Annotated in this window: 21 protein-coding genes; 10 read left to right on the forward strand and 11 right to left on the reverse strand. The window is 74.3% G+C overall.

The genetic code is table 11. The features are described from left to right. Positions 1–114: 114 nt before the first annotated feature. Positions 115–2907 (reverse strand): sigma-70 family RNA polymerase sigma factor, encoded by a 2793-nt coding sequence (locus PV789_RS28350; protein ID WP_274975357.1) that lies wholly within the window; start codon positions 2905–2907, stop codon positions 115–117. Between the two features lie 200 nt (positions 2908–3107). On the opposite strand from PV789_RS28350, the gene PV789_RS28355 reads away from it, so the two are divergent. Continuing rightward, the gene (locus PV789_RS28355) at positions 3108–3851 is read left to right on the forward strand and encodes a hypothetical protein (protein ID WP_274975358.1); all 744 of its coding nucleotides are present in this window, start codon (positions 3108–3110) and stop codon (positions 3849–3851) included. 263 nt (positions 3852–4114) lie between these two features. Here the strand turns inward: PV789_RS28355 and PV789_RS28360 are convergent, their stop codons facing one another. From PV789_RS28360 to PV789_RS28385, 6 genes are all read right to left on the reverse strand, one after another. Then, positions 4115–5236 carry a hypothetical protein gene (locus tag PV789_RS28360; protein ID WP_274975359.1) on the reverse strand — a complete coding sequence of 374 codons (1122 nt, stop codon included), beginning with the start codon at positions 5234–5236 and terminating at the stop codon, positions 4115–4117. Between the two features lie 1523 nt (positions 5237–6759). After that, a complete protein-coding gene (locus PV789_RS28365; protein ID WP_274975360.1) occupies positions 6760–7698 on the reverse strand; it encodes an ATPase in 939 nt (312 codons plus the stop codon). Between the two features lie 10 nt (positions 7699–7708). Further along, positions 7709–9034, reverse strand: a complete 1326-nt coding sequence (eccD, locus tag PV789_RS28370) for a type VII secretion integral membrane protein EccD (RefSeq protein WP_274975361.1) — start codon at positions 9032–9034, stop codon at positions 7709–7711. Between the two features lie 123 nt (positions 9035–9157). Beyond that, positions 9158–10135 (reverse strand): TNT domain-containing protein, encoded by a 978-nt coding sequence (locus PV789_RS28375; protein WP_274975362.1) that lies wholly within the window; start codon positions 10133–10135, stop codon positions 9158–9160. 47 nt (positions 10136–10182) lie between these two features. Next, positions 10183–10479: a pore-forming ESAT-6 family protein gene (locus PV789_RS28380; protein ID WP_013155612.1), complete on the reverse strand. Its 297-nt coding sequence runs from the start codon at positions 10477–10479 to the stop codon at positions 10183–10185. 27 nt (positions 10480–10506) lie between these two features. Next, positions 10507–10836, reverse strand: a complete 330-nt coding sequence (locus tag PV789_RS28385) for a hypothetical protein (RefSeq protein ID WP_212642265.1) — start codon at positions 10834–10836, stop codon at positions 10507–10509. A 563-nt stretch (positions 10837–11399) separates the two neighbouring features. Between PV789_RS28385 and PV789_RS28390 the strand changes: the two genes are divergently transcribed. From PV789_RS28390 to PV789_RS28400, 3 genes are all read left to right on the forward strand, one after another. Further along, a complete protein-coding gene (locus PV789_RS28390; RefSeq protein ID WP_274975363.1) occupies positions 11400–12833 on the forward strand; it encodes a DUF6177 family protein in 1434 nt (477 codons plus the stop codon). A 149-nt stretch (positions 12834–12982) separates the two neighbouring features. Continuing rightward, positions 12983–16981 carry a type VII secretion protein EccCa gene (gene eccCa, locus PV789_RS28395; protein WP_274975364.1) on the forward strand — a complete coding sequence of 1333 codons (3999 nt, stop codon included), beginning with the start codon at positions 12983–12985 and terminating at the stop codon, positions 16979–16981. A 191-nt stretch (positions 16982–17172) separates the two neighbouring features. Beyond that, on the forward strand, positions 17173–17949 hold the full coding sequence (locus tag PV789_RS28400; protein ID WP_274975365.1) for an RDD family protein: 777 nt from the start codon (positions 17173–17175) through the stop codon (positions 17947–17949). A gap of 77 nt (positions 17950–18026) precedes the next feature. On the opposite strand, the gene PV789_RS28405 is transcribed toward PV789_RS28400, so the two are convergent. The 3 genes from PV789_RS28405 to cutA form a co-directional block, all read right to left on the reverse strand. Next, a complete protein-coding gene (locus PV789_RS28405; RefSeq protein WP_274975366.1) occupies positions 18027–18686 on the reverse strand; it encodes a GNAT family N-acetyltransferase in 660 nt (219 codons plus the stop codon). A gap of 147 nt (positions 18687–18833) precedes the next feature. After that, a complete protein-coding gene (locus tag PV789_RS28410; protein WP_274975367.1) occupies positions 18834–19427 on the reverse strand; it encodes a hypothetical protein in 594 nt (197 codons plus the stop codon). Next, the gene (gene cutA / locus PV789_RS28415) at positions 19424–19765 is read right to left on the reverse strand and encodes a divalent-cation tolerance protein CutA (RefSeq protein ID WP_274975368.1); all 342 of its coding nucleotides are present in this window, start codon (positions 19763–19765) and stop codon (positions 19424–19426) included. Before cutA ends, PV789_RS28410 begins: the two co-directional genes overlap by 4 nt. A 68-nt stretch (positions 19766–19833) precedes the next feature. On the opposite strand from cutA, the gene pyrE reads away from it, so the two are divergent. Then, positions 19834–20367, forward strand: a complete 534-nt coding sequence (pyrE, locus tag PV789_RS28420) for an orotate phosphoribosyltransferase (RefSeq protein WP_013155624.1) — start codon at positions 19834–19836, stop codon at positions 20365–20367. Positions 20368–20454: 87 nt separating this feature from the next. Here pyrE and PV789_RS28425 read toward each other — a convergent pair whose 3' ends face one another. Further along, the gene (locus PV789_RS28425; protein WP_274978279.1) at positions 20455–20841 is read right to left on the reverse strand and encodes a RodZ domain-containing protein; all 387 of its coding nucleotides are present in this window, start codon (positions 20839–20841) and stop codon (positions 20455–20457) included. A gap of 407 nt (positions 20842–21248) precedes the next feature. Here PV789_RS28425 and fbaA point away from each other — a divergent pair, with 407 nt between their 5' ends. From fbaA to PV789_RS28450, 5 genes are all read left to right on the forward strand, one after another. Continuing rightward, a complete protein-coding gene (gene fbaA / locus PV789_RS28430) occupies positions 21249–22271 on the forward strand; it encodes a class II fructose-bisphosphate aldolase (RefSeq protein WP_274975369.1) in 1023 nt (340 codons plus the stop codon). A 197-nt stretch (positions 22272–22468) separates the two neighbouring features. Further along, positions 22469–22885, forward strand: a complete 417-nt coding sequence (locus PV789_RS28435) for a DUF3151 domain-containing protein (protein WP_274975370.1) — start codon at positions 22469–22471, stop codon at positions 22883–22885. Positions 22886–23134: 249 nt separating this feature from the next. Continuing rightward, the gene (locus PV789_RS28440) at positions 23135–24418 is read left to right on the forward strand and encodes an adenylosuccinate synthase (RefSeq protein ID WP_013155628.1); all 1284 of its coding nucleotides are present in this window, start codon (positions 23135–23137) and stop codon (positions 24416–24418) included. A gap of 41 nt (positions 24419–24459) precedes the next feature. After that, complete coding sequence (purD, locus tag PV789_RS28445; RefSeq protein WP_274975371.1) at positions 24460–25710, forward strand: phosphoribosylamine--glycine ligase; 1251 nt, start codon at positions 24460–24462, stop codon at positions 25708–25710. Positions 25711–25886: 176 nt separating this feature from the next. Next, entirely contained in the window at positions 25887–26792 is a 906-nt protein-coding gene (locus tag PV789_RS28450) for a phosphoribosylaminoimidazolesuccinocarboxamide synthase (protein ID WP_274975372.1), read from the forward strand. The last annotated feature ends 143 nt before the right edge of the window (positions 26793–26935 follow it).

Below are 26935 nucleotides of genomic sequence, written 5' to 3' on the forward strand. Positions count from 1 at the left end.
CCCCTTCTGAATACACAGAGTTATTGGCCTGCTACGTAGAGGCTGTTTTCCGGAGGGGGTCGGGGCTCCGCAGCGGCCGGACAGGCCCGGACGGGGTGGGTGGAACCCCGTGCCTCAACTACGCATGGGGGCCGTCAGGACCACCGCCCCCACCATCACCGCGTCCTGTTCCGTCAGGATTCGGATGTCCGTTTCCCGGCCAAGTACTGAGTCGAATCGGACCACGTCGGTGCCGAACGCGAGCGGGTCGCCCACCGCGCCGCGGGCGGATCCGGTGAACGCGTTGTCCGCCCGCCCGTGGCCGCCGACCGGCGCCGCCGCCGCGCCGTCCACGGTCACGCGGTCCCCGCCCAGGTCGGGGTCGCCCTCCCACGCCACCACGTCGATCCGGGCGGGCACGGCGGCGGGCAGCAGGCCCGACACCGCGAAGGGGCCGCCCCCGTCGCCGTGGAAGGAGACCCGGGTGTCGTCGAGGACCATCACCTGGTTTCGGGTGCCCACCCGGGGATCCTCCAGCACGACCACGAGGCTCCAGCCCGCGTAGTGGCCGCGGCCTTCCAGCACGGGGGCGTCGCCGACCCACCACTGACCACCGCCCTGGGCCCGCACCAGGTCCGTGACCTCGGCGAACGCCTGGTAGGCGGGGTAGCCGGGCAGCTCGGCGACACGGTTGCCCGTGGCCTCGACGGTGCGGTAGTCCGCCATGCCCGGGCCCCTGACCCGGACGGAGGGGGCGTCGGGCGTCCCGGTCCCGGAGAAGTAGAGCCCCGCCCAGCGCACCACGCCGCCCTCGGGGAGTTCCCAGGTCGCGGAACTGGAGGAGGTGGTGGAGGGGTCGTCGTCGGCGTCCAGCGGGACCATCGTCCAGTGGTCGTTGTCCAGGTGCGGTCCCCGGCGCAGCCTGGCGCGGGCGCAGGGGCCGTCCTGTGCCTCGGGAGCGTCGTGGAACCCGGGGGTGTCGTGGGGTCCGGCGGCGCCGTGGGCCACCGTCGCCGGGCCGCGGGCACCGTGGCCCGCTGCGCCTCCGGGAAACGGGTCGCGCACCGTTTCCATGGGCACATCGTTGTCCGGCGCACCCGCTGTCCCGTCAGGAGCCCCTTCGCCCTCGTGGTGACCAGGGACCACATCCTCCTCCGTGGTCGCCCCGGCTTCCGGCGGCTCCGGGCTCGGGGAGGCGGGGGCGTCCGGAGCGGGGGAGGGCTCCGGGCGCGGCTCGGTCCCGGGGCCCGGCGGGCGCGGGTCGGGGACGTCGGGGGCGTACGGCCAGTCCCACCACGGCCACGGCCAGCGGCCCCTCCGCTCCGGTTCGACGCAGGTCATCAGGGCGTTGCCGACGCTCTCGGCGCGTACCCGGCCCGCGGTGGCGTAGCGGGCCGTGACGCCCTGCGCGCTCACGCCCCGCTCCCCCGTCGCCTCGGCGGTCACGCCCTCCGCGGACACCGACACCGCCGCCGGAACCCCGACCTGGGCGTCCGGGGCCACGCGCACGTCGATGAACTGGGTGCCGTCCTCCCCCGCCGCCATCCCCGGGTGGACGCACCGGCCGCCCCCGCTGCCCGCGGAGCAGCTCCAGTCGCCGTGTCCCGCCGCCGTGGGAAGCGCGGTGCCCGCACCACCAGAGGAGACCATCTCCACGCCCGGCGGCAGGGTGAGCAGGGCGACGACCTCCTCGGCCGCGCCGCCGCCGATGTTGCGGACGTCCAGGACCATGATCCCCTCGCTGCCGGGGAGCAGGGAGCCGACCGGGTCGATCCCCGCGGCGAACAGGGGCCCCGGCTCCCGCGCCACCTCCTCCTCCGGTACGTCGGCGGGGGGCACCGCCGGGACCGGCTCGGCGGGCTCGGGCCGCTCGTCCGCGTCGGGGCGCGGCCGGTCGTTGGCCGGAGGAGAGGGCCGCGGCGCGTCCGGAGCGGGCCCGGGCGCCTCCGGGGCGGGCGGTGCCGGAGGCTCCCACGGGGCCGCCGCCGGGGGCGGCTGCTGTTCGGGAAGCGGTTCCGGCGCGCTGGTCAGGGCCAGGGCGACCGCGACCGCCACACCGGCCGCCGCCGCGCCTCCGGCCGCCGCCTGCTGCTGGCGGCGCGACATCCTCCCCCACCAGGCGCCCCCGGCCGGGGTGGCGGAGAGGTAGCCCGCCGCCCCCGCGCCCGCCACCAGCGGCAGGACGACGCCGCGCAGGCCGACGTTGACGTCGGTCAGCTCGGCGTAGACCGCGCGGCAGTCGGCGCAGCCGTCCATGTGCCGGTCGACCTTGGCCGTGTCGCGCCTGGACAGCCCCTCCCTGACGTGGGCGCCGAGCAGGCCGAGGGTCGGGCGGCAGGCCTCGGCGGCGTTCCCGCCCGCCAGGTGCATCTGGAGGTAGGCCTGCCGCAGGCCCTCCCGCGCCCGGTAGGCGAGGGCGGCGACGCCGTTCGGCTTCATGCCGAGCACGTCCGCGACCTCGGCCGGTTTGGCCCCCTCGATCTCGGTGTGCCAGAGCACCGACTGCCAGCGCTCGGGGAGGGAGAGGAAGGCCCGGGCGATGAGGGAGCGCTCCAGCCCCTCCAGCGCGGGGTCGACGAAGGGCTGGCCGGGGACGAGGCTCTCCATGTCGTCGGTGACGACCTGCCGCCTCTCCCCGCGCCCCCGGTCGTAGGCGGCGTTGCGGACGGCGGTGAGCAGGTAGGGGCGGAAGGAGTCCTGCGGCCCCCCGCCGCGCTGGATGACGCTGAGCACGCGGGTGAACGCCTCGGCGGCGGCGTCCTCCACCTCCGCCTCGCCGCGCAGCAGTTGCCGGGCCAGTCCGCGCGCCGCCGCGGCGTGGCGCTCGTAGAGGGTGGCGTAGGCGCCGGTGTCGCCGTCCCGCACCCACTGAATCAACTCACCGTCACCGACCAGAGTCTCTGTGTGATCGTCGGGGACGTCGTTCACCCGGCGTCCTTTCTGGGGAGTGTGCGCCGCGATCCGGGGAGGAGCCCCGGTCCGGCGCTGGAGGACACGTGCTCGAAAAATATCCCGCATTCGCGTCACAGCCGCCACCGATCTCCGTAATCAGGGGTGAGGGAGGACGGAACGCGCCGAGCGGACGCGGACCCGCCTCCGCGGCAGGACCGACGGACGGGAGCGACGCCATGGGAGATGCCGAGGTGAGGACCGGGACGCGCGACCGTACGGCCCGTGCCCGGGGACTGCGCGCGCCGTGGGGCCGGCGGAGCCGGGAGGCGGGGTGGGACCCGCCCGAGAGCTGGTGGACGCCCGCCGTGGACGCGGTGTGCGGGGCCTTCGCGTCGGGGGACGACCTGGCCGGTCCCTGCGGTCTCCTGGGCGGGGCGCGGGCGCGTTCGGGGGTGGGGATCGGGCAGAGCCTGGACGACCTGTCGGCGTTCACCTCGGTGGCGGGGTGGCGGAGCCCGCCGCCGGTCCTGGTCCGGGCGCTGGCCGAGGGGTGGGCGGACGCGGGACGCGGCTGGGACACCTGCCGGGACCCGCTGACCGGCCTGGCCACCGCGGAGTACCTGCGGACCCGGCTGGGTGAGCTGTACCGGCACACCGGCGCCGGGGCGCCGCCCGCATCGGGGCACCGGTTCGTGGTCGTGGCGCTGGATCCGGGGATCGATCCGTGGCGGCGCACCGCGCGGTTGATCGTGCTCGGCCACGAACTGCGCGGGTTCTTCACGCGCGGGGAGTCGGTGTGCCTGCTGGCCCGGGGGCGGATCGCGGTGGTGGCCCCCGAGTCCGCGGACTTGGACGGCGAACTGGACGCGCTGCGCCGGGGGACCTGCTGGGAGCACGGGGCGGCCGTGTGGACGGTGCCCCTGCCCGCCAGCCACGGGGAGGCGATGGCCCTGATCGGCGGGCTGGAGGAGAGGAGATGACCTGAGGACGCCGTCCCAGCGCCGCGAGGCCCCGGCCTGAGCGGCCCGGCGCGGGACGGCCGAGCCGACCGGACCGGTGCTTCGCCGAGGGGACGGACCCGGACGGTCGGCGCCCGCCGGACCGGGTTGTCCGGGTTCTCTGGCCCGTGGAAGGGCGGCCCGTGAACCGGCCCGGCGGATGGGGGGCGCCGTACGGCGTCTCCGGAGGCGCGTCCGCAAGGGGAGGCGGGCGCGCCTCCCCCTGCCGTCACCCGACCACGGGTTCATCCGAGGTTGAGGCGTCCTCCGGTCACCGCGAAGACGGCTCGGCGCCAGGGGGAGGCCGGAACGCTCCGCACCGCGGCGATCCTCTGCTCGTATCCGCCCTGCACGGGGGTGCGCACGTCGCCCACGGCGTCGATCCAGGACTCGATCCCCTGAGCCGAGGGGGACTGTGCCGAGGGGGGCTGTGCCGAGGGGGCCTGTGCCGGGGCCTGCGTTGACTGTGCGTTCGCGGCCGGGGCGTACGGGGTCGGCGGGTCCAGGCGGCCCTCGGTGCGTGGGACGCCCCGACCGGGTTCCGGCTGCCCCGCACCCGCGTAAGGCGCGGCCGGAATGTCCGGGAACCCGGTGGGCTCCGGTGACCGGCCGCCGTAGGTGAAGTACGGAGCGGCCTGCCCCGGCTCCCCGGCTCCGGGAGGGGCGGACCCCCGCCCGGCGCCCGGCGAGGGAGGTCCGGCGGCCTCCGCGGAACCGGCCTCCCGCGGTGCGGGCCCGCTGACGGCGGTGCCCGCCTCGGGGGGCGCGTCGGCGGGCCGGGCGGGGGCGACGGGGCCGGAGTCCTCCGGGAGGGGCTCCCCCGTCCCGGCGTCCGGCACGGAGGCGACGGAGGCGGCCGGGCTGTGGGAGGCGGCTCCTCCGCCGGTGTCGGAGGAGTCGGCCTCCCCGGACCCGCGAGCGCCGTCGGCCTCGGGCCCGGCTGGCCGGATGCCCGTGCCCGCGACGGGGGCGGCCGGGTCCGAGGAGTCGGCCGGGTCCACGGTCGGCGGGGCCTGGACGCGCACGGTGTCCGTGTCGGGGCGCACGGGTTCGGGGCCCTCGGCAGAGGGATCGGTTCCCTCCGGGTGGCCGGGCTCCGCGGCCTCCGGCTCGGGTGCGGACGGGGAGGCGCCCCGGTGGAGCGCAGAGCCGTGTTCCTGCGCGGCCTCGGGGGCGACCGGGTCCGGTGAGGTCTCCGAGGCCGTTGAGAACTCCGATGAGCCCGTGTTCTCCCCGGCCCACGGGGTCTCCGGGCCCTCCTCCCGCGTCTTGCGGGCGCGCCGGTCGGCGCCCATGACCAGGAAGACGTCCGTCTCCTCCGCGTCCGGGTCCGGTGAGTCCTCCCCGTCTCCTGGGTTGACGGTCACGGGGTCCGCCGGGCGCGGCGGACCGACCCGCCGGGGCTCGCGGGTCGCGCCGGGAGGTACCGGCGGGCGCGACGCCTCGGAGGAGGAAGAGGTGGTACCGAACCAGGCGCGGGCGGGCGGCAGCTCCTCCCGGGGCCGGGTGCCGGAGGGCGTGCCCCCGTGCGGCGGCGCTTCCTGTCCGCCCGGCGGTCTCCGGCCGCCCGTCCGCTCCTGTTCGCGCGGCGGCTCCGGCCGCGAGGGGGCCGACGGGATCGCGGGAGGTGCCGGAGGCGCGGCCGACGCGCTCCGGTCCGCGGGCACGGCCGGATCCGGCCGCGGCTGCCATGGCGCCTGCTGCCCCGGATGCCGCGGGGGCTGTGGCCGCTGCGACGGCTGCGGCCACGGTGTCCGCTGTTCCGGCGGGCTCTGCGTTGGGCCGGGCCCGTACTGCTGGGGCCCGTGAGGCTGCTGAGGTTGCTCGGGAGGCGCCGGAGGCTGCTGGGTCGGCGGTGCGGGCATGGGCGTCCCCGACAGGAAGGCCTCGGCTATCGAGTCCTGCGCGAAGGTGCGCGGCGTCGCCGTTCCGCCGGGCGGGGTGGGGGGCCGTTGCGGCCCCGAGTGGCCCGCCCAGGGCGCCCGGTTGGGGCCGGTGGGCTCGTGCGGCCTCGGCGGCTCGACGGCGTAGGGCGTCGGAGGAAGCGCTCCCGGTCCCGGATAGCCCGACACACCGCCGGGCGGTGTGCCCTGGCCGTGTCCGGGCGCGTCGGGGAACCAGCCGCCGGACGGGGCCGGCTGGGGGCCGCTGGGCCCGCCCCGCTGGCCGTACGCGTACTGGGGGCCGCTCGGAAGGCCCTGGTCGGCGGCGGGCCGCTGCGGACCGCTCGGCGCGCCCTGCGGACCGTGGGGAGGCTGACCGCCCGCGGAGGGCTGCGGACCGCTGGGCACCGCACCCCCACCCGGGAAACCCCGACCGGCGGCGGACCACTGCGGCCCGCTCGGCGCCGCGCCGCTCCCCTGCTGGCCGTACGGGTGCGCCGTGCCCTGCCCCGGGTACGGCGTGTGCGGAAGGGGCCGCTGGCCGCCGGACGGCGCACCCCTGTCCGGTTCCGGCCACCGCGCGGCCTCCTGGTCGGCGGCGGACCGCTGCGGCCCACTCGGCGCGCCCTGCGGACCGTGGGGAGACTGCCCGCCCGGAGAGGACTGCGGACCGCTGGGCACCGCACCCCCACCCGGGAAACCCCGACCGGCGGCGGACCACTGCGGCCCGCTCGGCGCCGCGCCGCTCCCCCACTGCCGGGCGTCGTGACCGCCGGACGGCGCGGGCTGGCCGTGCACCGGCCCGGCGTACCGTCCCGGTCCGCCCCACTGCGCCTGCTGTCGATCCCCCTGAGCGGGGTCCCCGTGCGCGGGAGCCCCCGGCCGCCAGCCGGTCGGGTTCCCGGCGTCCGGCGGCGCGACCGGGTTCCCCCGGCCGTCGCTCTCGTCCCGGGCCTCCTGCTCCCCGGGAGGAACTCCCTGTTCCGGCTCGGGTCGCTGCTCCACGGCTACTCCCCTCCTTCGACGCGGGCACGGACCGGACCGGCGCCGTCCACCGAACGGTCCAGCGCCTCGGCGGCCACCAACTGAACGGTCCGGTGGGTGGCCTCACGGATGAATCCGGGGCGCACGACCGTGCCCTGGGCCAGGTGCCGGTCGTGCGGCAGGACGATGACGCCCGCGCCGCTCTCCGCGATGATCCCGGTCGTGCGGGCCACGTCGAACCCCCGGTCCTCGCGCCGCCGCTCGTCGAAGACGACCACCACGGTCCGCCGTACCTCGTCCTGTCTACCGTCCGCGACCAGCAGGTCCAGCTCGCGCCCGACCCGGATCGAGGCCTCCCGGGTCGCGCGGACCACACGCACCCGTGCGTGGGCGGCCCCGCCGACGGCCTCCACGAACGCACCGCCCGACTCACCGGCCACGAGGGTCACTCCGAAGAACCGGGAGATCGGCAGCAGCCCGGACATGTAGGCCCCGGCCCCGTCCGGGGCGGCCCGCACCGTCCACAGGCGCTCGTTGGCCTCGCTGAGACTGGCGCGCACCGACTCGAAACCGGTGGGGTCGACCCCGCCCAGGTCGCCGGGCTCGTCCAGGCCCAGCCGCTCGGCCAGCGACGGTGCCCGGCCGGTGGCGTCCACGGCCAGCACCCGGTCGTGGCGGAAGTGCGCCAGCGAGCGGGCGACCAGCGCGGTCACCACCGACGCGTCGGCGCCCGAACCCAGGTCGTCCACGACGATCCGGCGCCCGGTCGAGGTGGGGCGCTGCAACCGCCTCCCCAGCTCGATGGTGTCGGCCACCTCGTCCGCCGCCCGGAACGGGCGCAGCGCCGCCCGACCGACGCGGCGCACCCAGCGGTCGCCGCGCACCGGCCGCGTCCCGGAGGCGGCCGGAGCGGCTCCGGCCGGGGAGGCCCCGCCCGGGGCCCGCGTCTGTGAGGCGTTCATCGTCCCCCGCTCAGAAGGTCGTGAGGAGGCGCTGGAAGGTGCCGAACGCGCCGATCGCCAGGGGCACCAGCACGACGACGGCCACCGCCTCGAACCGGCTGGTGACTCCGCGCAGCCGGGCCCGCACGTGCTCGGGCTGCTCGATCGACAGCACCACCGCGGGAACGGCGGCCACCGCGACCGCGATCCCCAGCGCGGGCCACACCCCCCAGGGCACGGCCTCGGCCCAGGCGAGGAGGAAGGCCACCAGCACCACGAGGCTCGCGGCGATGAGCACCGACTTCTGCGCGACCAGCGGGAACAGCCGGGCCCGGCTGGCCACCACCAGGGCGAGCACCACCGACAGCCCCGCCGTCCACCAGTCGAAGTGGGTGGCCAGGCCGATCCCCGCCGTGGCCGCGGACACCGCCACCGCGATCGTGGCGATCACCAGGCTCCGGTGGGCCCCCGCCACCGAGGTGAGCACGTCGCTGCGGGTCACCGCGTCCCCGGAGCTGCGCCGGTCGTCCAGGACCGCCAGTCCGGAGAACATCAGCGCCAGGCGGAGCAGCAGGCTCAGCAGCACCACGCAGGCCACCGCCATGACGACGGCGATCTGGTAGGCGGGCAGGCCCAGCGCCGCGCCCGCCGACCACACGGCCGCCAGGGCGAGTCCGACACCGCCGCCGGTCAGGCCGCCCCTGCCCAGGCCCGACGTGAGCCCGAGCAGCAGGACCAGGCCCGCGACCAGGGCGGCACCGCCGCCCCAGCGGGCCCACTCGGGCCAGCCGAGCTGGTCGCAGGCCAGCCACAGGGCGAGACCGCCGACCGCGGTGCCGCTGATCGCCAGCGCCGTACCCAGGGGCTCCCGCCAGGTCGGGCCGATCGAAGCGCCCGCCGCCACCAGCACGGCGGCGACCGCGGCCAGTCCGACGAGGCCGCCGTTGCCGGAGAAGTACCCCTGCACGATCCAGGCCGCGCCCACGGAGAGGGCGACCAGTGAGACGGTGGCGGTCCAGCGGGCCGCCACCGGGTTCCAGCGTCCCTGGTGGTCGTCCAGGGCCATCGAGACCGCCTCGGGGACCTCGTGCACCACCGGGGCGGGCACCGGTTCCTCCGCCCGGACCAGCCGCAGCACCGCGCCGTCGGTGATCTGCCGTTCCGCGAGCGTGGTGTCGCCCTCCAGGACGATCCCGGAGGCGGTCACCAGGTGCCGCAGTCTGGCGGGGTTCTCCACCTGGTCGCCGAGGAGGTCGAGCACCTCGGGCATGAGCGCGCCCACGGGCTCGCCCGCGGGCAGGACGGCGTCGACCCTGCGCTCCTCGCCGACGAGGGTCACGCGGCTCCAAGCGGTCATTGCCTTCCCATCCTCGCTCCTGCGTCACCGGTGGCCCTGGCCACCGCTCTCGGGTCCGGGGTACGGGTCCCGGGGTTAGGTCGTGTCCTCCAGCCGGACGGCGGGGGGCTTGCGGCGCCGTGCCTAGCCGGGCACGTCGCTGACGGCGATGCGTTCCAGGTAGCCGTTGCCGATGAGCCAGCGGATCGTCGGAACGGCGGGTACCTCGGTGAACCCGGCCGTGTCGAGGGTGAAGCGGACGCCGCCGCCGGGGTGCTCCACGCTCGCGGGGGCGCTGGTCGCGCTCACCTGGAAGGGGTGGATGACCCGGTAGCGGTGGTAGAGGTCCTCGCCGTCGGGGCCGGTGCGGGCGTGGTCGGGCAGACCGCGCTCCCCGAAGGGGGTGCCGTCGGGGAACAGGTAGCGGCCGCTCTCCTGGCCGAACGCGTCCACGACGTCGCCGACCGCGAGCCCGTGCAGGTAGGAGCCGCCGCTGCGCTCCCGCAGACTCTCGCGCACCGTGGTGACCAGCTCCGCCGTGGCCTCGTCGGTCTGCCGCTCCTCGGCCTGGGTGAGGACGGTCGGCTCGGGCTCGGTGGTGGCCAGTTCCTGGTAGAGCCAGCGGGCCGCCTCGTCCTCGGTGGTGAACTCGGGTCCGGTGCGGCCCTGGTCGAAGTCCATGACGGCGGCGGACAGGTAGCCCTCCGCGTCCTGGCTGAGCAGGTAGTAGCTGTCGAGGGTCCCGGGCTCGGGGCGGGGGTCTCCCGGGAGCACGTACAGGCTCTCGGGGACCCCGGCGGCGTCCAGCTCCTCACGCAGGTCGTCGAGCGTGACCTGCGCGCCGACCCAGTCGCCCGGAATGGGCGGGACGGCGTTGTTGGCCGGTCCCGACGCCTGCTGCTCCTGCTCCACCCGCTGGGTGCTGAGCTGGTTGCTGACGAAGGACCAGCCGACGGTGCCGCCGCAGATGACCGCGGCGAGGCAGGCGCTGATCGCCACCTTGCCGAAGTTCTCGTCCAGGCGGCGCCTGGTGCGCTGGCCGCCGAAGAGCACCGCCTCGCGCAGGCGCTGTCGGCGCACGGCGACGGACTCCAGCAGCTGACTGTCGTAGTCGCGTGCCAACCGTGCTCCTCACTGCCTCTCGTGCGTGTTCCGTGCCCCGGGCGCGGTCAGATGTTCATGACCGCGCTGTTGGCGCGGCTGAGGGTCTCCTGGGCGGTGGAGTCGTTGGTGGACAGCGTCTCGCGCACGAGCCGGATGATCTCGCGGACCTCGTTACCGGCGTTGTGCCACTTGAGCTCCTTGGCGCTGTACTCCTCGGACACGCCGGTGGCCTCGAACTCGGCCATGGCCTGGCTGACGTCGGTGTCGTGCTCGCCGATCAGGGTCTCGAGGCGGTTGGTGATCGACTGGATGTTGCCCTGGACCTCCTGGGAGGCACCGAGGTCGTAGGCGTTGTTGCTCATGGACGCTCCTTACGGGGGGTCAGGGGATCAGCGGAACTTGGCGGCGTCGAAGTTGGCCGAGCCCATGCTCTGGTTCGCGTCGTCGGCCATGGTCTGGTCACCGGTGACGAACGCGGCGTTCATGCCGCCCTGGCCCTCCTGGATGGAGCCGAGGCCCGCGCGCAGGTCCGCGGTGATGCCGTCGGCCCTGAGCTTGAAGGAGTCGAACGCGGCCTTGCCCGCGCCGTCGAACTTGCCGGACAGGGGCTCGGCGGCCTGGACGAGTTGCTGGATGAGGCTGCTCAGCTCGTCACCGGTGGTGCCGGTGCTCTGGGACAGGGTGGTCAGGGTGCTGTCGCCGATCTGCCAACGTGACAACTTTTCACCTGCTTTCCTCGGGGGTCCTCGCGAGGCTGTTCGCCTCCCGTGGGGGAGGACGCACGCGGAGTGCCCGTGGTTCGGAAGAAGATCCGCGACCGGGCAACGGACTGGATCCCCTCATAGGGGAGGATCTGCATCATACAAGTGGCCTCTGACGTAGGCCCAGGGACGATCCCCGCCTGTGGACGGCGGCCGGTGAACGGCGCGGACACCTACGGCGCACCGGCCGGGCCCGCTTGCGCAACGGGTCCTCCGGGACGGACGCCCCGGACGCGGCCGCTCCCCTCCCCGCCCCCGGCGCGTGGCCGTATCCGGCCAATCCGAACGCGGTCCCGGCACCGGCCGAGGCCCCTCCACCGGTACCCGGCCGCGGCTCCGAACGGGGTCTCGGGGCCTGGTGACCGCCCCGCGGCGTGCGCGCGGCCCCGTGCCACGGTGCTCCGCTGCGCGGGGCGCCCCGCAACCGCCCGGGAAACGGGGACCCGGGAGAGAACCCCGCGGGCGCGCCCGGGATCCCACCCTCCCGGTACCGTCCTCCCCCGGAGTGTTGAGGAGATCCCTTGAGCCACGACGCGGTCGCCCTCCTGGCCGGTCCTCCCGACCGGCGCGCCCTGACCAAGGCCCTGGTCGCCGCCGGACCGGACCTTCGGGTCCGGTTCGCGGCCGACGGCGCCGTGGTCGAACTGCTCGACTCCGGGGGCCGCCTGGTCGCGGCCGTGCAGGCGGCCCAGCGCCTTGCCCTGTCCGCCGAGGCCGAACGGCTCCTGGCCGACGGCGTGGTCGACGACCTGCCCGCCCAGCCCTACTGGGTGGAGGCGCGCGGCGCCGAACTCGCGGACACCGACACCGCCGGGGCCGTCGGCCGGTTCGTCCGCCACCTCGCGGACAGGCTCGGCGGAGTCGTGTGGGAGCCCGAGCCGCGGCTCTCCCGCGTCGACGCCTTCCTGGACGGCTCCACCGACCACCCCGCCGTCACCGCCCGCACCGACAAGGCCGCGGTGGTGGTGCAGGACCGCCCCCTGGTCCCCATGTCCCCCTGGATCGTGGACACCGTCGCCGCCCACGGGCGCGAGGGCCGGCGGCTCCAGGTCGTCACCCCCTCCACCAGCCGCCTCACCCACGCCCTGCACTCGGTGCTGGCCGGCCCCACCGCCCGCTGGGTGGTCCAGGCCCCCGACGGCGCCTACTACGACGGGTTCTCCGGGGTGCCCCTGGTCTGGGACGAACGGGAGGCCTTCGTCCTGGACCGGAGCGCCCGGGCCGAGGACGGGCCGCACGAGGCGTTCCGCGCCCGGGCGGCGGAGGCGGAGGGGGCCGGCTCCCACCTGCTCGTCGAACTGAAGGCGGAGCACCCCGCGGACAACGGCCTGGTCCTGGGCGAGGCCGCCGAACTGCTCGCCGAGCGCCTGGGCGGCCGCGCCCCCGCGCTCTGGGGCACCAGCGAACCCCTCCCCCAGGAGTGGAACCGGGCGGCGCTGACCCGGCTGTGCCGCGAACGCGCGCCCGGACAGACCTGGTTCGTGTTCACCGGCCCTCCCGAGGGCGTGCGCGAGGAGGGCGTGCTCCCCTTCAGCGGCACCCAGCGGGTGGCGCGCACCGCGCACGGGGTGCGGGAGAGCGTCTCGTTCGCGGTGGCCCGGCCCGCGGGCGAGGAGCACGACCTGGACGCCCTGTCGTCGGTGGTCCGTACACTCACCGAACGCGACGTGCTGCGGACCATGACGGTGCGGCGCGCCGCCGGGCGGCCGGACCTGACCCACCAGCCGCGCTGGTACGGTCTCCCCCTGCCGGTCGGCCTGGCCGTCGGGGTGGAGGGCGTCTCCTCGATCGGCACCGACCGGGCGCTGTCCGCTCCCGTGCGAGGGGTGCCGTTCGGCCCGCCGCTCACGCCCTCGGTCTGGTACCGGGTCGGGGACGGCACCGAGCCGGACGGCTGGCAGCGCTTCCGCGAGCTCATGGACCACCTGCACCCCGACGGCGTCCGCGCGGGCTGACCCGCGGACCCGGCCGTGCGCGCGACCGAACACCAGCAGGGGTCGTCCACAGGCGAGAAGCCCCTCCGACACCGTCTTCGATAGGATTTTTCCGCCCCCGCGCAGCCCCGCGCCCTCGTCTCCCCGCCCCTGCGCCGAGAGGAAAGCCGATGAGCCTTCGCGTCGTGCACCGGCCGACACGAACCGTGCATCCCACTCCGGTGCAGGAACCGCACGAGGTGGAGGCCCCGCCGACCCTGCCCGACGGCAACGCCCAGGGCAACCCGCTGATGACCATCCTGCCGATGGTCGGCATGCTGGCGTCGATGACCATCATGATGGTCATGCGCAACCCGGCCTTCATCGCGCTGGGCGGCGTCCTCCTCGTGGTCGCCCTCCTCGCCGCCGTGGTCATGCTCTTCTCCCGGCGCGGCCAGGTCGCCCGGCAGCGCCGCAACCAGCGCGAGCTGTACCTGCAGTACCTGGAGGAACTGCGCGAGGAGCTCACCGCCTGGGAGCAGGGCACCCGCGCCCACGCCCGGCTGCTCGACCCGCCGCCCGAGGCCCTGTACGACGTCATCCGCGACCCCACCCGGCTCTGGGAGCGCCGCCGCAGGCACCGCGACTTCCTGCGAGTGCGGGTGGGCACCGGCCTGACCGAGGGCCGCCCCCTCCGGCTCGCCGAGCAGGGCACGGCCCTCATGCCCACCGACCCGTTCATGCTCTCCGAGGCGCAGGCCGCCATCCGGCGGTTCGCCTCGGTCCCCGAGATGCCGCTGACCCTGCCCCTGGACATGGCCGGGAACGTCAGCGTGATCGGCGAGCGCGAGGACGTGATGCGCGTGGTGCGCGCCCTCGCCGCCCAGTTCGGCGCCTTCCACGCCCCCGAGGACGCCGGGTTGGCGGTGTCCTACCCCGCGGACAGGGCCGAGGACTGGTCCTGGCTGCCGTGGCTGCCCCAGGTCCTGGACCCGCAGCGCCGCGAGGGCGGCGCGGCCGTCCGCCTGATCGCCCCCGACCCGGTCAAGCTGGGCGGCCTGCTCGCGGACGAGCTGCGCTCGCGCACCGACTTCGCCTCCGAGGTCCGCCGGGGCATGGGCAAGCGCGAGGCGTACCGGATGCTGCGCCGGCTCCTGGTCGTCCACGACACCCACGGCGACGTGGCCGCCGAGCTGGTCCGGCCCGACCACGCCGTGGACCCCGTCGACCTGGGCGTCACCGTGCTGCACCTGGTGTCCCGCCAGATCGACGAGCCCAGCGACGTGAACGTGCGCGTCACGGTCACCGGCGACCAGGTACGCGTCGAGGAGCTGCGGGGCGCCGACCCCGTGGTCACCACCGGCACCGTGGACGACGTCTCCGACGCCACCCTCACCGGTCTGGCCCGCATGCTGGCCCCGCTGCGCCTGTCCCCGGAGTCGGTCGAGGAGACGGCCCAGGAGGGCGGCAGCGTCGACTTCCCCGCGATGATGGGCGTCCACGACCCCGGTTCCATGGACGTGCCGCGCCTGTGGGCGCCGCGCAGCGAGCGGGCGTTCCTGCGCGTGCCCATCGGCGTGGACGACATGGGCCAGCCCGTGGTGCTGGACCTCAAGGAGTCCGCGCAGCTGGGCATGGGGCCGCACGGCCTGTGCGTGGGTGCCACCGGTTCGGGCAAGAGCGAGATGCTGCGCACCCTCGTGCTGGCGCTGGCCGCCTCGCACCCGCCCGAGCGGGTGAGCATGGTCCTGGTCGACTACAAGGGCGGCGCCACGTTCGCCCCGTTCGAGGACATGCCGCACGTGGCCGGGGTGATCACCAACCTGGAGGACGACGCCGCGCTGATCGAGCGCGTGTACGCGAGCCTGTCGGGCGAGGTGCAGCGCCGTCAGCAGGTGCTGCGCGACGCCGGGAACGTGTCCAACATCGGCGACTACACCTACAAGCGCGAGCACGACCCCGGCCTGCCGCCGCTGCCGCACCTGCTGGTGATCATCGACGAGTTCGGCGAGCTGCTCACCGCGCGCCCCGACTTCATCGAGCTGTTCCTGTCCATCGGCCGCATCGGGCGCAGCATCGGCGTGCACCTGCTGCTGTCCAGCCAGCGCATCGAGGGCGGCAAGCTGCGCGGCCTGGACACCTACCTGTCCTACCGGCTGGGCCTGCGCACCTTCTCCGAGGAGGAGAGCCGCACGGTCCTCAACACCCCCGACGCCTTCCACCTGCCCTCCCTGCCCGGGTTCGGCTACCTGAAGGTGGACACCAGCGTCTACCAGCGCTTCAAGGCGGGGTACGTCTCCGGCGCCTACCGCGGACCGGTGGCCGAGGAGGAGCCCACCGAGGGCGCCCCGTCGGTGCGCCGCTACACCGCCTACAACGCCGACGCCGCGCCGGCGGAGGCCGCCGCCTCGGGGTCCTCCGGCGAGGACGTGCCCATGCCCTCCCGCACGGTGGGCCCGACCCTGCTGGACGTGATGGTCGGCCAGTTCGGCAGGCACGGCGAGCGGACCCGGGAGATCTGGCTGCCGCCCCTGCCGTCCGCGACCACGCTGGACGCGGTGGCGGGCGAGCCGGAGGAGAGCGACCGCGGGCTGCGGCTGCCCGGCGAGCACGAGGCGATGCGCGTGCCGCTCGGCCTGCTGGACGACGCCGCCAAGCAGTGGCAGGGCGTGTGGAAGCTCGACCTGACCGCGTCCGGCGGCCACGCCGCGGTCATCGGCGGCCCGCAGAGCGGCAAGACCACCCTGCTGCGCACGCTGGTGCTGTCACTGGCGCTCACGCACACCCCCGCCCAGGCGGCCGTGTACTGCCTGGACCTCATGGGCGGCGGCATGCAGTCCCTGGCGGCGCTGCCGCACGTGGGCGGCGTGGCGGTGCGCACCGACGCCGAGCGGGTGCGCCGCACGGTGGAGGAGGTCCAGGGCATGCTCGAACACCGCCAGACGGTGTTCCGCGAGCGCGGGATCGACTCGGTCGCCCAGCTGCGCCGGATGCACGCGCGCGGCGAGGTCCCCGAGCTGGCCAGCGCCGACGTGGTGTTCGTCGTGGACGGCTTCGGCGCGCTGCGCAAGGACTTCGAGGACATCGACCCGATCGTGACCGAGCTGCTCCAGCGCGGCGGCGGGTTCGGCGTCCACGTGGTGGCCGGGATGCTGCGCTGGAACGACGTGCGCATCGCCGCCCAGTCCAACTTCGGGCAGAAGGTGGAGCTGCACCTCAACGACGCGTCGGACTCCACGATCGACCGCAAGCTCTCCGAGACGATCAGCGCCCGGACCCCGGGCCGGGTGCTCACCGACGCCGAGCTGTTCGGCCAGGCGGCGCTGCCCCGGTTCGACGGGGTGGCCGACAACGACAACCTGGGCGAGGTCGTGGAGAAGGCCGTGCGCGCGGTGGACCGGGCCTGGCGGGGCACGCGTGCGCCCCAGGTGCGGATCCTGCCGCACCGGCTGTCCGCCCGGACCCTGCCCACGGCGGAGTCCGAGCCCAAGGCGGTGCCGATCGGCGTGGACGAGCGCGCCCTGGAACCGGTGCTGCTCGACCTGTTCGAGCGGGACCAGAACCTGCTCGTCATGGGCGACGGGGAGTGCGGCAAGACCAACCTGCTGCGGCTGGTCGCCGAGGGCCTCGTGGCGCGCTACTCCTCCGACGAGGTGGTCTTCGCGGTGATGGACCCGCGCCGGACCCTGCGGGGCGTGGTGCCCGAGGAGTACATGGGCGGGTACGCGAGCAACCCCCGCGTGTGCGCGGGGCTGGCGGGCGGCGTGGCCAAGGAGGTCGAGGGCCGCCTTCCCGAGGACGGGGACGTGGACTCCCTGGAGCCCGGTTCCTTCAAGGGCCCGCGCATCGTGGTGCTCGCCGACGACTACGACGTGCTCACCACGGCGGGGCAGAAGCCGCTGGCGCCGTTCGTCCCGTTCGTGCCCAACGGCCGCGACATCGGCCTGCACTTCGTGGTGGCGCGCCGGGTGGCCGGTGCGGGGCGCGGGATGTACGACCCGCTGGTGCAGGCCATGCGCGAGATCGGCACGAGCGCCCTGGTGATGTCCGGCGACCGGAGCGAGGGCCAGATCCTGCCCCGGGTCTACGCTGCCAGCCAGCCCCCCGGACGCGGCAAGTGGGTGACCCGCGGCGGTTCGTCGCGGCTGGTGCAGACCGCGCTGCGCGAGCCGTACGAGGAGCGGCCGTGACGGCACCGTCCGCTGTCGGTGGACGGGAGTAGAGTGCGGGTGCGCTTCGGGGGATCGCCGACAGCCGGTGTCCGCCCGAACCGCGCCCGTGTCCACGGCATCGGACGGAACACGCGCCACGGTCCCGCGCTCCGTGGCGCCCCGACACCATCACCCACCGAAAGCACCTGACGACGTTCGGCAGGAGAGCCATGCAGCCCCCGCACCAGCCCGCCGGTGGACAGCCGGAGCACGGTTCCCCGTACGCGGGGTACGACGTCCAGCCCGCCTACCAGGCCCCCTACGCCCCGTCCGGCGGGCAGGCGCCCGCCCACCCCGCGCCGTCCGGGTACCAGACCCCGCCCGTGCCCGCGTATGCGACGCCGCCGCAGGCCCCCATGTACCCCCCGCCCCACCAGACCCCTTACGCGTACGGGCATCAGGGCTACTACCCGCCGCCGCAGAGCTGGCTTCCGCCGGCGCTCACCGACCCGGGGCACTGGAGCCCGCACAACCCCGAGATCGGCCGCGCCGAGATGGGTGTGCGCTTCTTGGCCCGGATGGTCGACACGATCGTCTTCGGTTTCCTCTGGTTCGCCATGATGCTGCTGGGGACCTTCGTCAGCGCGGCCCTAGGAGGCGGCGAGATCGACGGTGGCCCTGGTGAAACCACTTTCATGGTGGTCTACATCTTCAATTTCTTCCTGTTGCCCATCGTGTTGGAGTGGCTCCAAGTCCGCCTGTGGGGGCGGTCGGTCGGCAAGATGCTCCTGGGCCTGTGGGTGGTGCGCTCCGACGGCAGCGGAAGGGTCAGGGCCGGTCGCGCGTTCGTGCGGGCGCTGCTCTACGCGCCCGGGCACACCAACCTGGTCAACTGGCTCCTGCCGTGGTCGATCACCAACGTCCTGTGGCCCCTGCGCGACAAGAGGACCCGCAAGTGCCTCCACGACAAGGCGGCGGGCACGGTGGTCGTCCAGGTCCGCCGCTAGCGGTTCCGTCCCGGCCGTACGCTCACGCGGGGCCGGAGCGGGTCCGGGCCGCGGGGCCGACGCCCCCGCGGCCGGTGCTACTCCGTCCCGGCCCCGTCCAGCCCGAAGAACGGCAGGCACGGCTCCAGCCCCGCCACGGTGACCGGGACGGTGCGGTGCGCCGCCCAGTCCGACCTGGTCAGCCGGTAGTGGTTCCTCACCACCCGTCTTCCCCTGACCTCGATCAGGTCGAACCCGTTCCCGCGGTACCCCAGGCGTTCGCAGACCCGCTCCGAGGCGGTGTTGCCCTTGAACACCGACGACACCGCGGCCACGGCGCCCAGCCCCTCGAAGGCCAGGTGCAGCACGGCGGCGCGCATCTCGGTGCCGATCCCCCTGCCCTGGTGGGCTCTTCCCAGCCACGATCCGGTGCCCACCTGGCGCGTGACCGCGAAGTCGCGCGCCCGCATGTCCTGGATGCCCACCACGGCGCCCTCGTGGACCACGACGAGGTTGAGGCCCCAGTCCCGCGGCTTCCACGAGGCGAGGACCCCGAGGTTGTGCTGCACCACCCCGAGGGCGAGCTCGTCCGGCGGCCGGTCGGTCCAGGGTTCGGTGAAGGGCATCGTGTCCGGGTCGTGGACGCCCCCGATCGCGACCTCGGCCAGTCGCCCGAGGTCGTCGAGGGACGGGAGCCGCAGTTCGAGGCGCGGTGTGGTCAGCCGCAGGCCCAGGGGCGGGAAGTGGTCGGTGATCATGCGCCGATTCTCCGGAGCCCGCCCGGCGGTGTCATCCGGTTTTCCCGCCGCCCCGGCTCCGCGGTCTGTAACCGCGCACCCCGCCCGCGGCACCGCCGGGGAGCACCGACCGGCCTGGAGGGCTCGGCACCGGCCCCGGGCGGCGTCTCAGGAGCCGCCGCGCAGCTCCACCAGCAGCGCGGCCAGGGCCTCGGACGCCTCCTCCGGGGCCGCCTCGCGCACGCTCCAGCCGCGCAGACGCGCCAGACGGGCCGCATGGCGCAGGCCCGGGTCGGTGAGCAGGTAGCCGCACGGCGCGTCCGGCCAGTCGGAGACCATCGGCAGCGGCTCGGTCCGGTAGCCGGCGGGCTCCCCGGGAGGAACCGCCGTGTCCGGGGCCGCGTCCTCGGGGCTCTGCGTCCTCGCGACGTCCGCGCGGGTGGGGCTGCCCGGCTGGGGCAGGAACGCGTCCACCAGCACGTAGCCGAACACCGGCCGGTGCGCCGCCCGCTGGGCCGCGCCCACGGCGCCCAGCAGCGGTCCGGCACCGCCCTCGGCCACGAGCGCGGTCGGCGCGTCCGGCGCGACCAGGCGGTTGACCTCCAGGCTGGCGCGGGCGACGTAGCGGGCCGCGTGCGGCGGGTGTTCGTCGCCGCCCACCTCGGGGCGGACGGCGGTGATGCCGTACCCGGACAGCCGGTCGGCCAGGCCGGGCAGCCGCGTGGGTTCGCCGAGGGTCGGGGGGAGCAGGACGGCGATCACGCGGAGGTGCCTCCCCGGGTCTCGTCGCGCACCCACTCCAGGTAGGCGGGGTTGCCACCGGTGACGGGCACGGCGACGACCTCGGGAACGTCGTAGGGGTGGGCCTCGCCGAGGTGCGCGGTCAGCTCGTCCAGCCGGTCGGCGGCGGTCTTGAGCACCACCGTCCACTCCTCGTCGGCCCGGACCCGGCCCTCCCAGCGGTAGAAGCTGGTGATGGGCCCGCTCACCTGCGCGCAGGCCGCCAGCCGGTGCTCGACCACCGACCGCGCCAGCCGTTCCGCGCCGTCCCTGCTGTCGACGGTGGTCTCCACCCGGACCGTGTCCCCGGACTGCGGCATGGCCGTCCCTCCCACCGGGGGCGACGCGGTGCGCCCGCGTCCCGTCCGGTGTTCTAGGCTCACTGATCATGAGCGAACGTGATGAACTCCTGCGTCAGATCAACGATAAGGCGGTCGTGCGCGGCAAGGTGACCCTGTCCTCGGGCATGGAGGCCGACTACTACGTCGACCTGCGCCGGGTCACCCTGGACGGGAAGGCCGCGCCGCTGGTCGGCTCGGTCATGTTGGACAACGTCGCGGACCTGGAGTTCGACGCGGTCGGCGGCCTGACGCTGGGCGCGGACCCGGTGGCCACCGCCATGCTGCACGCCGCGCACGCGCGCGGGCGCACGCTGGACGCCTTCGTGGTGCGCAAGGCGGGCAAGGCGCACGGCCTCCAGAAGCGGATCGAGGGGGCCGACGTGCGCGGGCGGCGCGTGCTCGCCCTGGAGGACACCTCCACCACCGGCGGCTCGGTGCTGACGGCCGTGGAGGCGCTGCGCGAGGCGGGCGCCGAGGTGGTGGCGGTTGCGCTGATCCTGGACCGGGGCGCGCGCGAGCGGGTCACCGAGGAGGGCCTGGAGTACCGGGCGGTGTACGGGGTCTCCGACCTGGACGTCTAGCGCGCGGGCCGCGGGGCGCCACGGGGCGTTCCGGCGGCCCTTCTCCGTGGGACGGGTGCCGCCGAGGGGTCCGCGCCCCGGGCGGCCTCAGCCGTCCTGCGGGTCGATCGTGAAGCTGAAGCCGGGTTCGCGGTCGGAGATGTCGCGCTCGTCGCCGTCGACGAAGACCTCGACGGCGGCGGGGTCGCCGATGGTGACCTCCAGACCCTCGTCGGCGGTCGCGTAGTTGACCGACTGGCCCTGGCTCATGTTCTGGTCCATCAGCACGTCGCCGCCGGGGATGCGGACGAAGACGTCGCTGGACTCGCCGACGACGCGGACGTACAGGACGCCCATGCTGCTCGGCTCCGCGCTCTCGGCCGCCGTCTCCGAGGCGTTGGCGCTCACGCTGGTGCCGGGGAGGGAGCGGTAGAGGAAGAAACCGCCCAGGGCCAGGAGCGTCACCAGGAGCACGACGGCCCCGACGATGGCCATCACCTGGCCAACGCCGCGAGGATCATTCCTATGCCTTCCCACGGCGTTGAATGTAGCGCGTATCACGGCAAAAAGCGACAGCAGTCGCCTGGAAGCCCCACGCCTCCCGCAATTCCGTCACAACGGGGATGAAGGGGTCACTCTCCGTCGAACCGGGCGCGCGGAGCCCGGGCGCCGACCCCCGCCAGCTGCGCCTACACCGACAACCTCGGGCAATTTGGTCTAGACCTTTTCAACGGCTCCGGGTATTCGGGATACTTGGGTGACACCTGGTGGACACACCCGGACGCACGGCCCGAGGGCCGCCTCCCCCCGACGTCCGTCTCCACCGGGGCAACGCACGTGGGGTGCCGTCGGCGTGATACCGGCGGCCGCTCGCTCCAGGCCGAATCCAGGGAGAGTCAAGCATGCCCATCGCCAGCCCCGAGGTCTACACCGAGATGCTGAGCCGCGCGAAGTCCGAGGGCTTCGCCTACCCGGCCATCAACGTGACCTCCAGCCAGACGCTGCACGCCGCCCTGCGCGGCTTCGCCGAGGCCGAAAGCGACGGCATCGTCCAGGTTTCCACCGGCGGCGCGGAGTTCCTGTCCGGCGCCACGGTCAAGGACATGGTCACCGGCTCGGTCGCCTTCGCCGAGTTCGCCCGCGTCGTGGCCGAGAAGTACTCGGTGAACATCGCCCTCCACACCGACCACTGCCCCAAGAACAAGCTCGACGGCTTCGTCCGCCCGCTGCTGGAGATCTCCAAGGAGCGCGTGGCCAAGGGCCAGGAGCCGCTGTTCCAGTCCCACATGTGGGACGGCTCGGCGGTCGAGCTGGAGGAGAACCTCCAGATCGCCGAGGAGCTGCTGGCCGCCTCCAAGGCCGCCCGGACGATCCTGGAGATCGAGGTGGGCGTCGTCGGCGGCGAGGAGGACGGCATCGTCGGCGAGATCAACGAGAAGCTCTACACCACGCCCAACGACGCGCTGCGCACCGCCGAGGTGCTGGGCCTGGGCGAGAAGGGCTACTACCTGACGGCCCTGACCTTCGGCAACGTGCACGGCTCCTACAAGCCGGGCTTCGTCAAGCTGCGCCCGGAGGTGCTCAAGAAGGCCCAGGAGGCCGTCGCCGAGAAGTACGGCCGGGCCAAGGCGTTCGACTTCGTCTTCCACGGCGGCTCCGGCTCCACCATGGAGGAGATCCACGAGGCCATCGAGTACGGCGTGGTGAAGATGAACGTCGACACCGACACGCAGTACGCCTACACCCGCCCCGTGGTCGACCACATCATGAAGAACTACGACGGCGTGCTGAAGATCGACGGCGAGATCGGCAACAAGAAGGCCTACGACCCCCGCGCCTACGGCAAGGCGGCCGAGGCCGGCATGGCCGCCCGTGTGGTGGAGGCCGCCCAGCACCTGAAGTCCGCGGGCAACAAGATGAAGTAGTCGCGGCCCGCCACCGGTTCGGCGGTCCGCGAACGGTGCCCGGCGGCCTCGGCCGCCGGGCACCGCGTTTTCCTGGGACCGTGGCGGCTCAGCGCCTCCCCGCTTTCCGTGCGCGGATCCGGCGGGAGGGGGAGCGCCTGGCCGAGTGGCGCGGAGCCCTCCGGCGGACCGGGCCGCCCGGTGGCAGGATGGGAACCATGAACCTGCACCAGAACCTGCTCAACGAGCCGCCCGAGACGCGCCTGGCCGACAACCCCGAGGCCCGCGAGGCCCTCGCCTCCGCCGACGACCCCACGCCGGTCGCCGGGCGCTTCCCCGAGTACTCGGCCGCGTGGGCGCGGCTGGCCGAGCTGGCCCTGGCCGACGGCCAGCCGGTGGCCGCCTACGCCTACGCCCGGACCGGCTACCACCGCGGCCTGGACCAGCTGCGCCGTTCGGGATGGAAGGGCCACGGCCCGATCCCCTGGGAGCACGAGCCCAACCGGGGCTTCCTGCGCGCGCTGCACGCCCTGGGCAGGGCTTCGGCGGAGATCGGCGACAACGACGAGGCCGAGCGCTGCGCCACCTTCCTGCGCGAGTCCAGCGCCGAGGCCGACAAGGCGCTCAACGGCTGACGCGCCCGCCCGCCGGTCGTCGGGTCGTCCGGGATCGGTACGGGTTCCGGACGGCCCGTCCACGCCTCGCGGTCCCCGGTTCTGGTGGGGCCCGTGTGTCGCACGTGCCCCGGTGCCCCACTTAACCCGGATGCCCTGGTCGTGTACCCTCAATACGCAACGGCCCCTGTCGCAGCCTTGCGCCAGGGGTTTTCCGTGTTCGGGGCCGGAAAGCCCCGGGTCAGGTGTCGAGCGAAGAGGTAGAGACCAATGCCGGCGATCACGCTCGTGGGTGCCCAGTGGGGCGACGAGGGTAAGGGCAAGGCGACCGACCTTGTCGGCGACCGCGTGGACTACGTGGTGCGCTACCAGGGCGGGAACAACGCCGGGCACACCGTGGTCATCGGCGACCAGAAGTACGCACTGCACCTGCTGCCCTCGGGCATCCTGTCCCCGAACGTGGTGCCGGTCATCGCCAACGGCGTCGTCATCGACCCGGGCGTGCTGCTGGAGGAGCTGCGCGGCCTCAACGAGCGCGGCGTGGACACGTCCCGCCTGCTCATCTCGGCGAACGCGCACCTGATCATGCCCTACCACCGGGCGCTGGACAAGGTCAGCGAGCGCTTCCTCGGCAAGGGCAAGATCGGCACCACCGGGCGCGGCATCGGCCCGACCTACGCCGACAAGGTCTCCCGCCAGGGCGTGCGCGTCCAGGACATGTTCGACCCCAAGATCCTGCGCAAGAAGATCGAGCTGGCCCTGCACGACAAGAACCAGCTGCTCACCAAGGTGTACAACCGGCGCGGCCTGGAGGCCGAGCCGATCATCGAGGAGTACCTGGGCTACGCCGAGCAGCTGCGCCCCTACGTCGCCGACACCTCCCTGATCCTGAACAAGGCGCTCGACGAGGGCAAGACGGTGTACCTGGAGGGTTCGCAGGGCACCCTGCTGGACATCGACCACGGCACCTACCCGTTCGTGACCTCCTCCTCCCCCACCTCGGGCGGCGCGGCGGCCGGGTCCGGCATCGGCCCCACCCGCATCACCAAGGTCGTGGGCATCCTCAAGGCCTACACCACCCGCGTGGGCTCGGGCCCCTTCCCCACCGAGCTGCTCGACGAGCAGGGCGAGTGGCTGCGCACCCAGGGCGGCGAGTACGGCGTCACCACCGGCCGCAACCGCCGCTGCGGCTGGTTCGACGCGCCCATCGCGCGCTACGCCACGCGGATCAACGGCGTCACCGATTTCTTCCTCACCAAGCTCGACGTGCTCACCGGCCTGGAGCGCATCCCCGTGTGCGTGGCCTACGAGGTCGACGGCGTCCGCCACGACGAGATCCCGATGACCCAGACCGATTTCCACCACGCGAAGCCCGTCTACGAGTACCTCGACGGCTGGTCCGAGGACATCACCGGCGTCCGGACGTTCGACGAACTCCCCAAGAACGCGCAGGCCTACGTGCGTACCCTTGAGGAGATGGCGGGGGCCCCGATCTCCGCCATCGGCGTCGGACCCGGCCGCGACGAGACGCTCCAGCTCCGCTCCCTGGTCTGACCCCCCGTCTGTCCGCCTTCAACACGAAGAGGCCCCCAGTAGTGAAAGCCCTCGTTCTCGGCGGCGGAGGCCGCGAGCACGCTCTGGTCCGCGCCCTGTCCCTGGACCCGGGTGTCACCAGCATCCACAGCGCCCCGGGCAACCCCGGCATCTCGGAGCTGGCCGAGAACCACGTGCTCAACGTGACCGACGGCCTGGCCGTCACCGAGCTGGCCGCGCGCATCCGCGCCGAGCTGGTCGTCATCGGACCGGAGGCCCCGCTGGTCTCCGGTGTGGCGGACGCCCTGCGCGACCGGGGCATCCCGGTGTTCGGCCCCGACCAGGAGGCCGCCCGCCTGGAGGGCTCCAAGGCCTTCGCCAAGGAGGTCATGGAGGCCGCCGGGGTGCCCACCGCCAAGGCGCGGGTGTGCAGGACCGCCAGCCAGGTGTCCGAGGCGCTCGACGAGTTCGGCACGCCCTACGTGGTCAAGAACGACGGCCTGGCCGCGGGCAAGGGCGTCGTGGTGACCGAGGACCGCGCCCTCGCCGAGCAGCACGCCCGCGAGTGCGGCCGCGTGGTCATCGAGGAGTTCCTCGACGGCCCCGAGGTGTCCCTCTTCGTGCTGAGCGACGGGCTGCACGCCCTGCCGCTGCTGCCCGCGCAGGACTTCAAGCGCGCCTACGACGGCGACCAGGGCCCCAACACGGGCGGCATGGGCGCGTACGCGCCGCTGCCGTGGGCTCCGGCCGGTCTGGTGGACGAGGTCATGGAGTCGGTCGTGCGGCCGACCCTGGTGGAGATGAACCGGCGCGGCAAGCGCTACCAGGGCCTGCTGTACGTGGGTCTGGCGCTCACGTCGCGGGGTCCGCGCGTGGTGGAGTTCAACGCCCGGTTCGGCGACCCGGAGACCCAGGTGGTCCTGGACCGTCTGGCCACCCCGATCGGCGCCGTCCTCCAGGCCACCGACACCGGAGGCCTGGGGAGCATCGGCTCCCTCCAGTGGAAGTCGGGCGCCGCGGTCACCGTGGTGGTCGCCGCCGAGAACTACCCCGGCGACCCGGTCAAGGGCGACGTCATCGGCGGCCTGGACCAGGCCAACGCGCTGGAGGGCGCGTACGTGCTGCACGCGGGCACCGACTGGGAGGGCTCGGGCGGCGTCAAGGCGAGCGGAGGCCGGGTGCTCAACGTCGTCGGCACCGGGATCGACCTGCGCCAGGCGCGCGAGCGGGCCTACGAGGCCGTGGCGCGCATCGAGCTGCGCGGCTCGTTCCACCGCACCGACATCGCCGAGCGCGCCGCGGCCGAGCTGTAAGCGGGGTGCGGGCACGCCTGAGGGCGGGCGTGCCCAGGGCACCCCGATGGGGAGGGGGTTCGAGGCCCCCTTTCCAAGTCCATCACGGACCGGGGCACGTTCCACAGCCCCTTCCCGAACCTGTGGACAACCCGCCCGGCGCCGCCCGGCGGCCGGTGCGTAGGAGAGGGGAAGCCATGAGCGGTTTCGTCGTCAGGCCCGAGCCCGTCCGGGTCGAAGGGCTCACCCACCTGCACACCGGCAAGGTGCGCGAGCTGTACGCCGCGGCCGACGGGTCGCTGGTGATGGTCGCCAGCGACCGCGTGTCGGCCTACGACTGGGTGCTGCCCACCGAGATCCCCGGCAAGGGGCGGCTGCTCACCCAGCTGTCCCTGTGGTGGTTCGAGCGGTTGGGCGGCCTGGTGCCCAACCACGTCGTGTCCGACGTCCTCCCGGAGGGCGCCCCCGCCGACTGGGCGGGCAGGACCCTGGTGTGCCGCAGGCTGGACATGGTGCCGGTGGAGTGCGTGGCGCGCGGCTACCTGACCGGTTCCGGCCTGGAGGAGTACCGGGCGGACGGCACCGTGTGCGGGATCGCGCTGCCCGACGGTCTGGTCGACGGCTCCGAGCTGCCCGAGCCGATCTTCACCCCGGCGACCAAGGCCGAGGTGGGCGACCACGACGAGAACGTCTCCTTCGGGGCCGTCGCCGCCGCGCACGGGGACGAACTGGCCGCCGAGCTGCGCGACCTCACCCTGCGCGTGTACGGACGCGGCCGGGAGCTGGCGCGCGAGCGCGGCATCATCCTCGCCGACACCAAGTTCGAGTACGGGCGCGACGCTTCGGGGAACCTGGTGCTGGCCGACGAGGTGTTCACCCCCGACTCCTCCCGCTACTGGCCCGCCGACACGTGGGCGCCGGGCGGGCCGCAGACCTCCTTCGACAAGCAGGTCCTGCGGGACTGGCTGCGCTCGCCGGAGTCCGGGTGGGACCGTGCCTCGGAGACGCCGCCGCCGGAGCTGCCCGAACACGTGGTACAGCGCACTCTTGACCGTTACGTGGAGATCTACGAGCTTCTGACCGGGACGAAGCCCGCTCTGTGAGGCACCGCGCGGGGGTGATTCGACGCACGCGACCGCCGATTCGCGTCCAAGAGCACGTATGGTGGTGACGTTGTGCGGGTCACCGGAGGCCGGCGGACAACCATACGCACGGCATCCCCGGTCTTTCCCGTTGGCGGAATACC

The organism is Nocardiopsis camelliae (assembly GCF_028993595.1).
Lineage (GTDB): Bacteria > Actinomycetota > Actinomycetes > Streptosporangiales > Streptosporangiaceae > Nocardiopsis > Nocardiopsis dassonvillei.

What these genes read in the sequence shown, in the direction of transcription:
- PV789_RS28355 (WP_274975358.1), top strand. Translation starts at nt 3,108, where the DNA reads ATGGGAGATGCCGAGGTGAGGACCGGGACGCGCGACCGTACGGCCCGT.
- PV789_RS28365 (WP_274975360.1), bottom strand. Translation starts at nt 7,698, where the DNA reads ATGAACGCCTCACAGACGCGGGCCCCGGGCGGGGCCTCCCCGGCCGGA.
- eccD (WP_274975361.1), bottom strand. Translation starts at nt 9,034, where the DNA reads ATGACCGCTTGGAGCCGCGTGACCCTCGTCGGCGAGGAGCGCAGGGTC.
- PV789_RS28380 (WP_013155612.1), bottom strand. Translation starts at nt 10,479, where the DNA reads ATGAGCAACAACGCCTACGACCTCGGTGCCTCCCAGGAGGTCCAGGGC.
- eccCa (WP_274975364.1), top strand. Translation starts at nt 12,983, where the DNA reads ATGAGCCTTCGCGTCGTGCACCGGCCGACACGAACCGTGCATCCCACT.
- PV789_RS28400 (WP_274975365.1), top strand. Translation starts at nt 17,173, where the DNA reads ATGCAGCCCCCGCACCAGCCCGCCGGTGGACAGCCGGAGCACGGTTCC.
- PV789_RS28405 (WP_274975366.1), bottom strand. Translation starts at nt 18,686, where the DNA reads ATGATCACCGACCACTTCCCGCCCCTGGGCCTGCGGCTGACCACACCG.
- cutA (WP_274975368.1), bottom strand. Translation starts at nt 19,765, where the DNA reads ATGCCGCAGTCCGGGGACACGGTCCGGGTGGAGACCACCGTCGACAGC.
- pyrE (WP_013155624.1), top strand. Translation starts at nt 19,834, where the DNA reads ATGAGCGAACGTGATGAACTCCTGCGTCAGATCAACGATAAGGCGGTC.
- PV789_RS28425 (WP_274978279.1), bottom strand. Translation starts at nt 20,841, where the DNA reads ATGGCCATCGTCGGGGCCGTCGTGCTCCTGGTGACGCTCCTGGCCCTG.
- fbaA (WP_274975369.1), top strand. Translation starts at nt 21,249, where the DNA reads ATGCCCATCGCCAGCCCCGAGGTCTACACCGAGATGCTGAGCCGCGCG.
- PV789_RS28435 (WP_274975370.1), top strand. Translation starts at nt 22,469, where the DNA reads ATGAACCTGCACCAGAACCTGCTCAACGAGCCGCCCGAGACGCGCCTG.
- PV789_RS28440 (WP_013155628.1), top strand. Translation starts at nt 23,135, where the DNA reads ATGCCGGCGATCACGCTCGTGGGTGCCCAGTGGGGCGACGAGGGTAAG.
- PV789_RS28450 (WP_274975372.1), top strand. Translation starts at nt 25,887, where the DNA reads ATGAGCGGTTTCGTCGTCAGGCCCGAGCCCGTCCGGGTCGAAGGGCTC.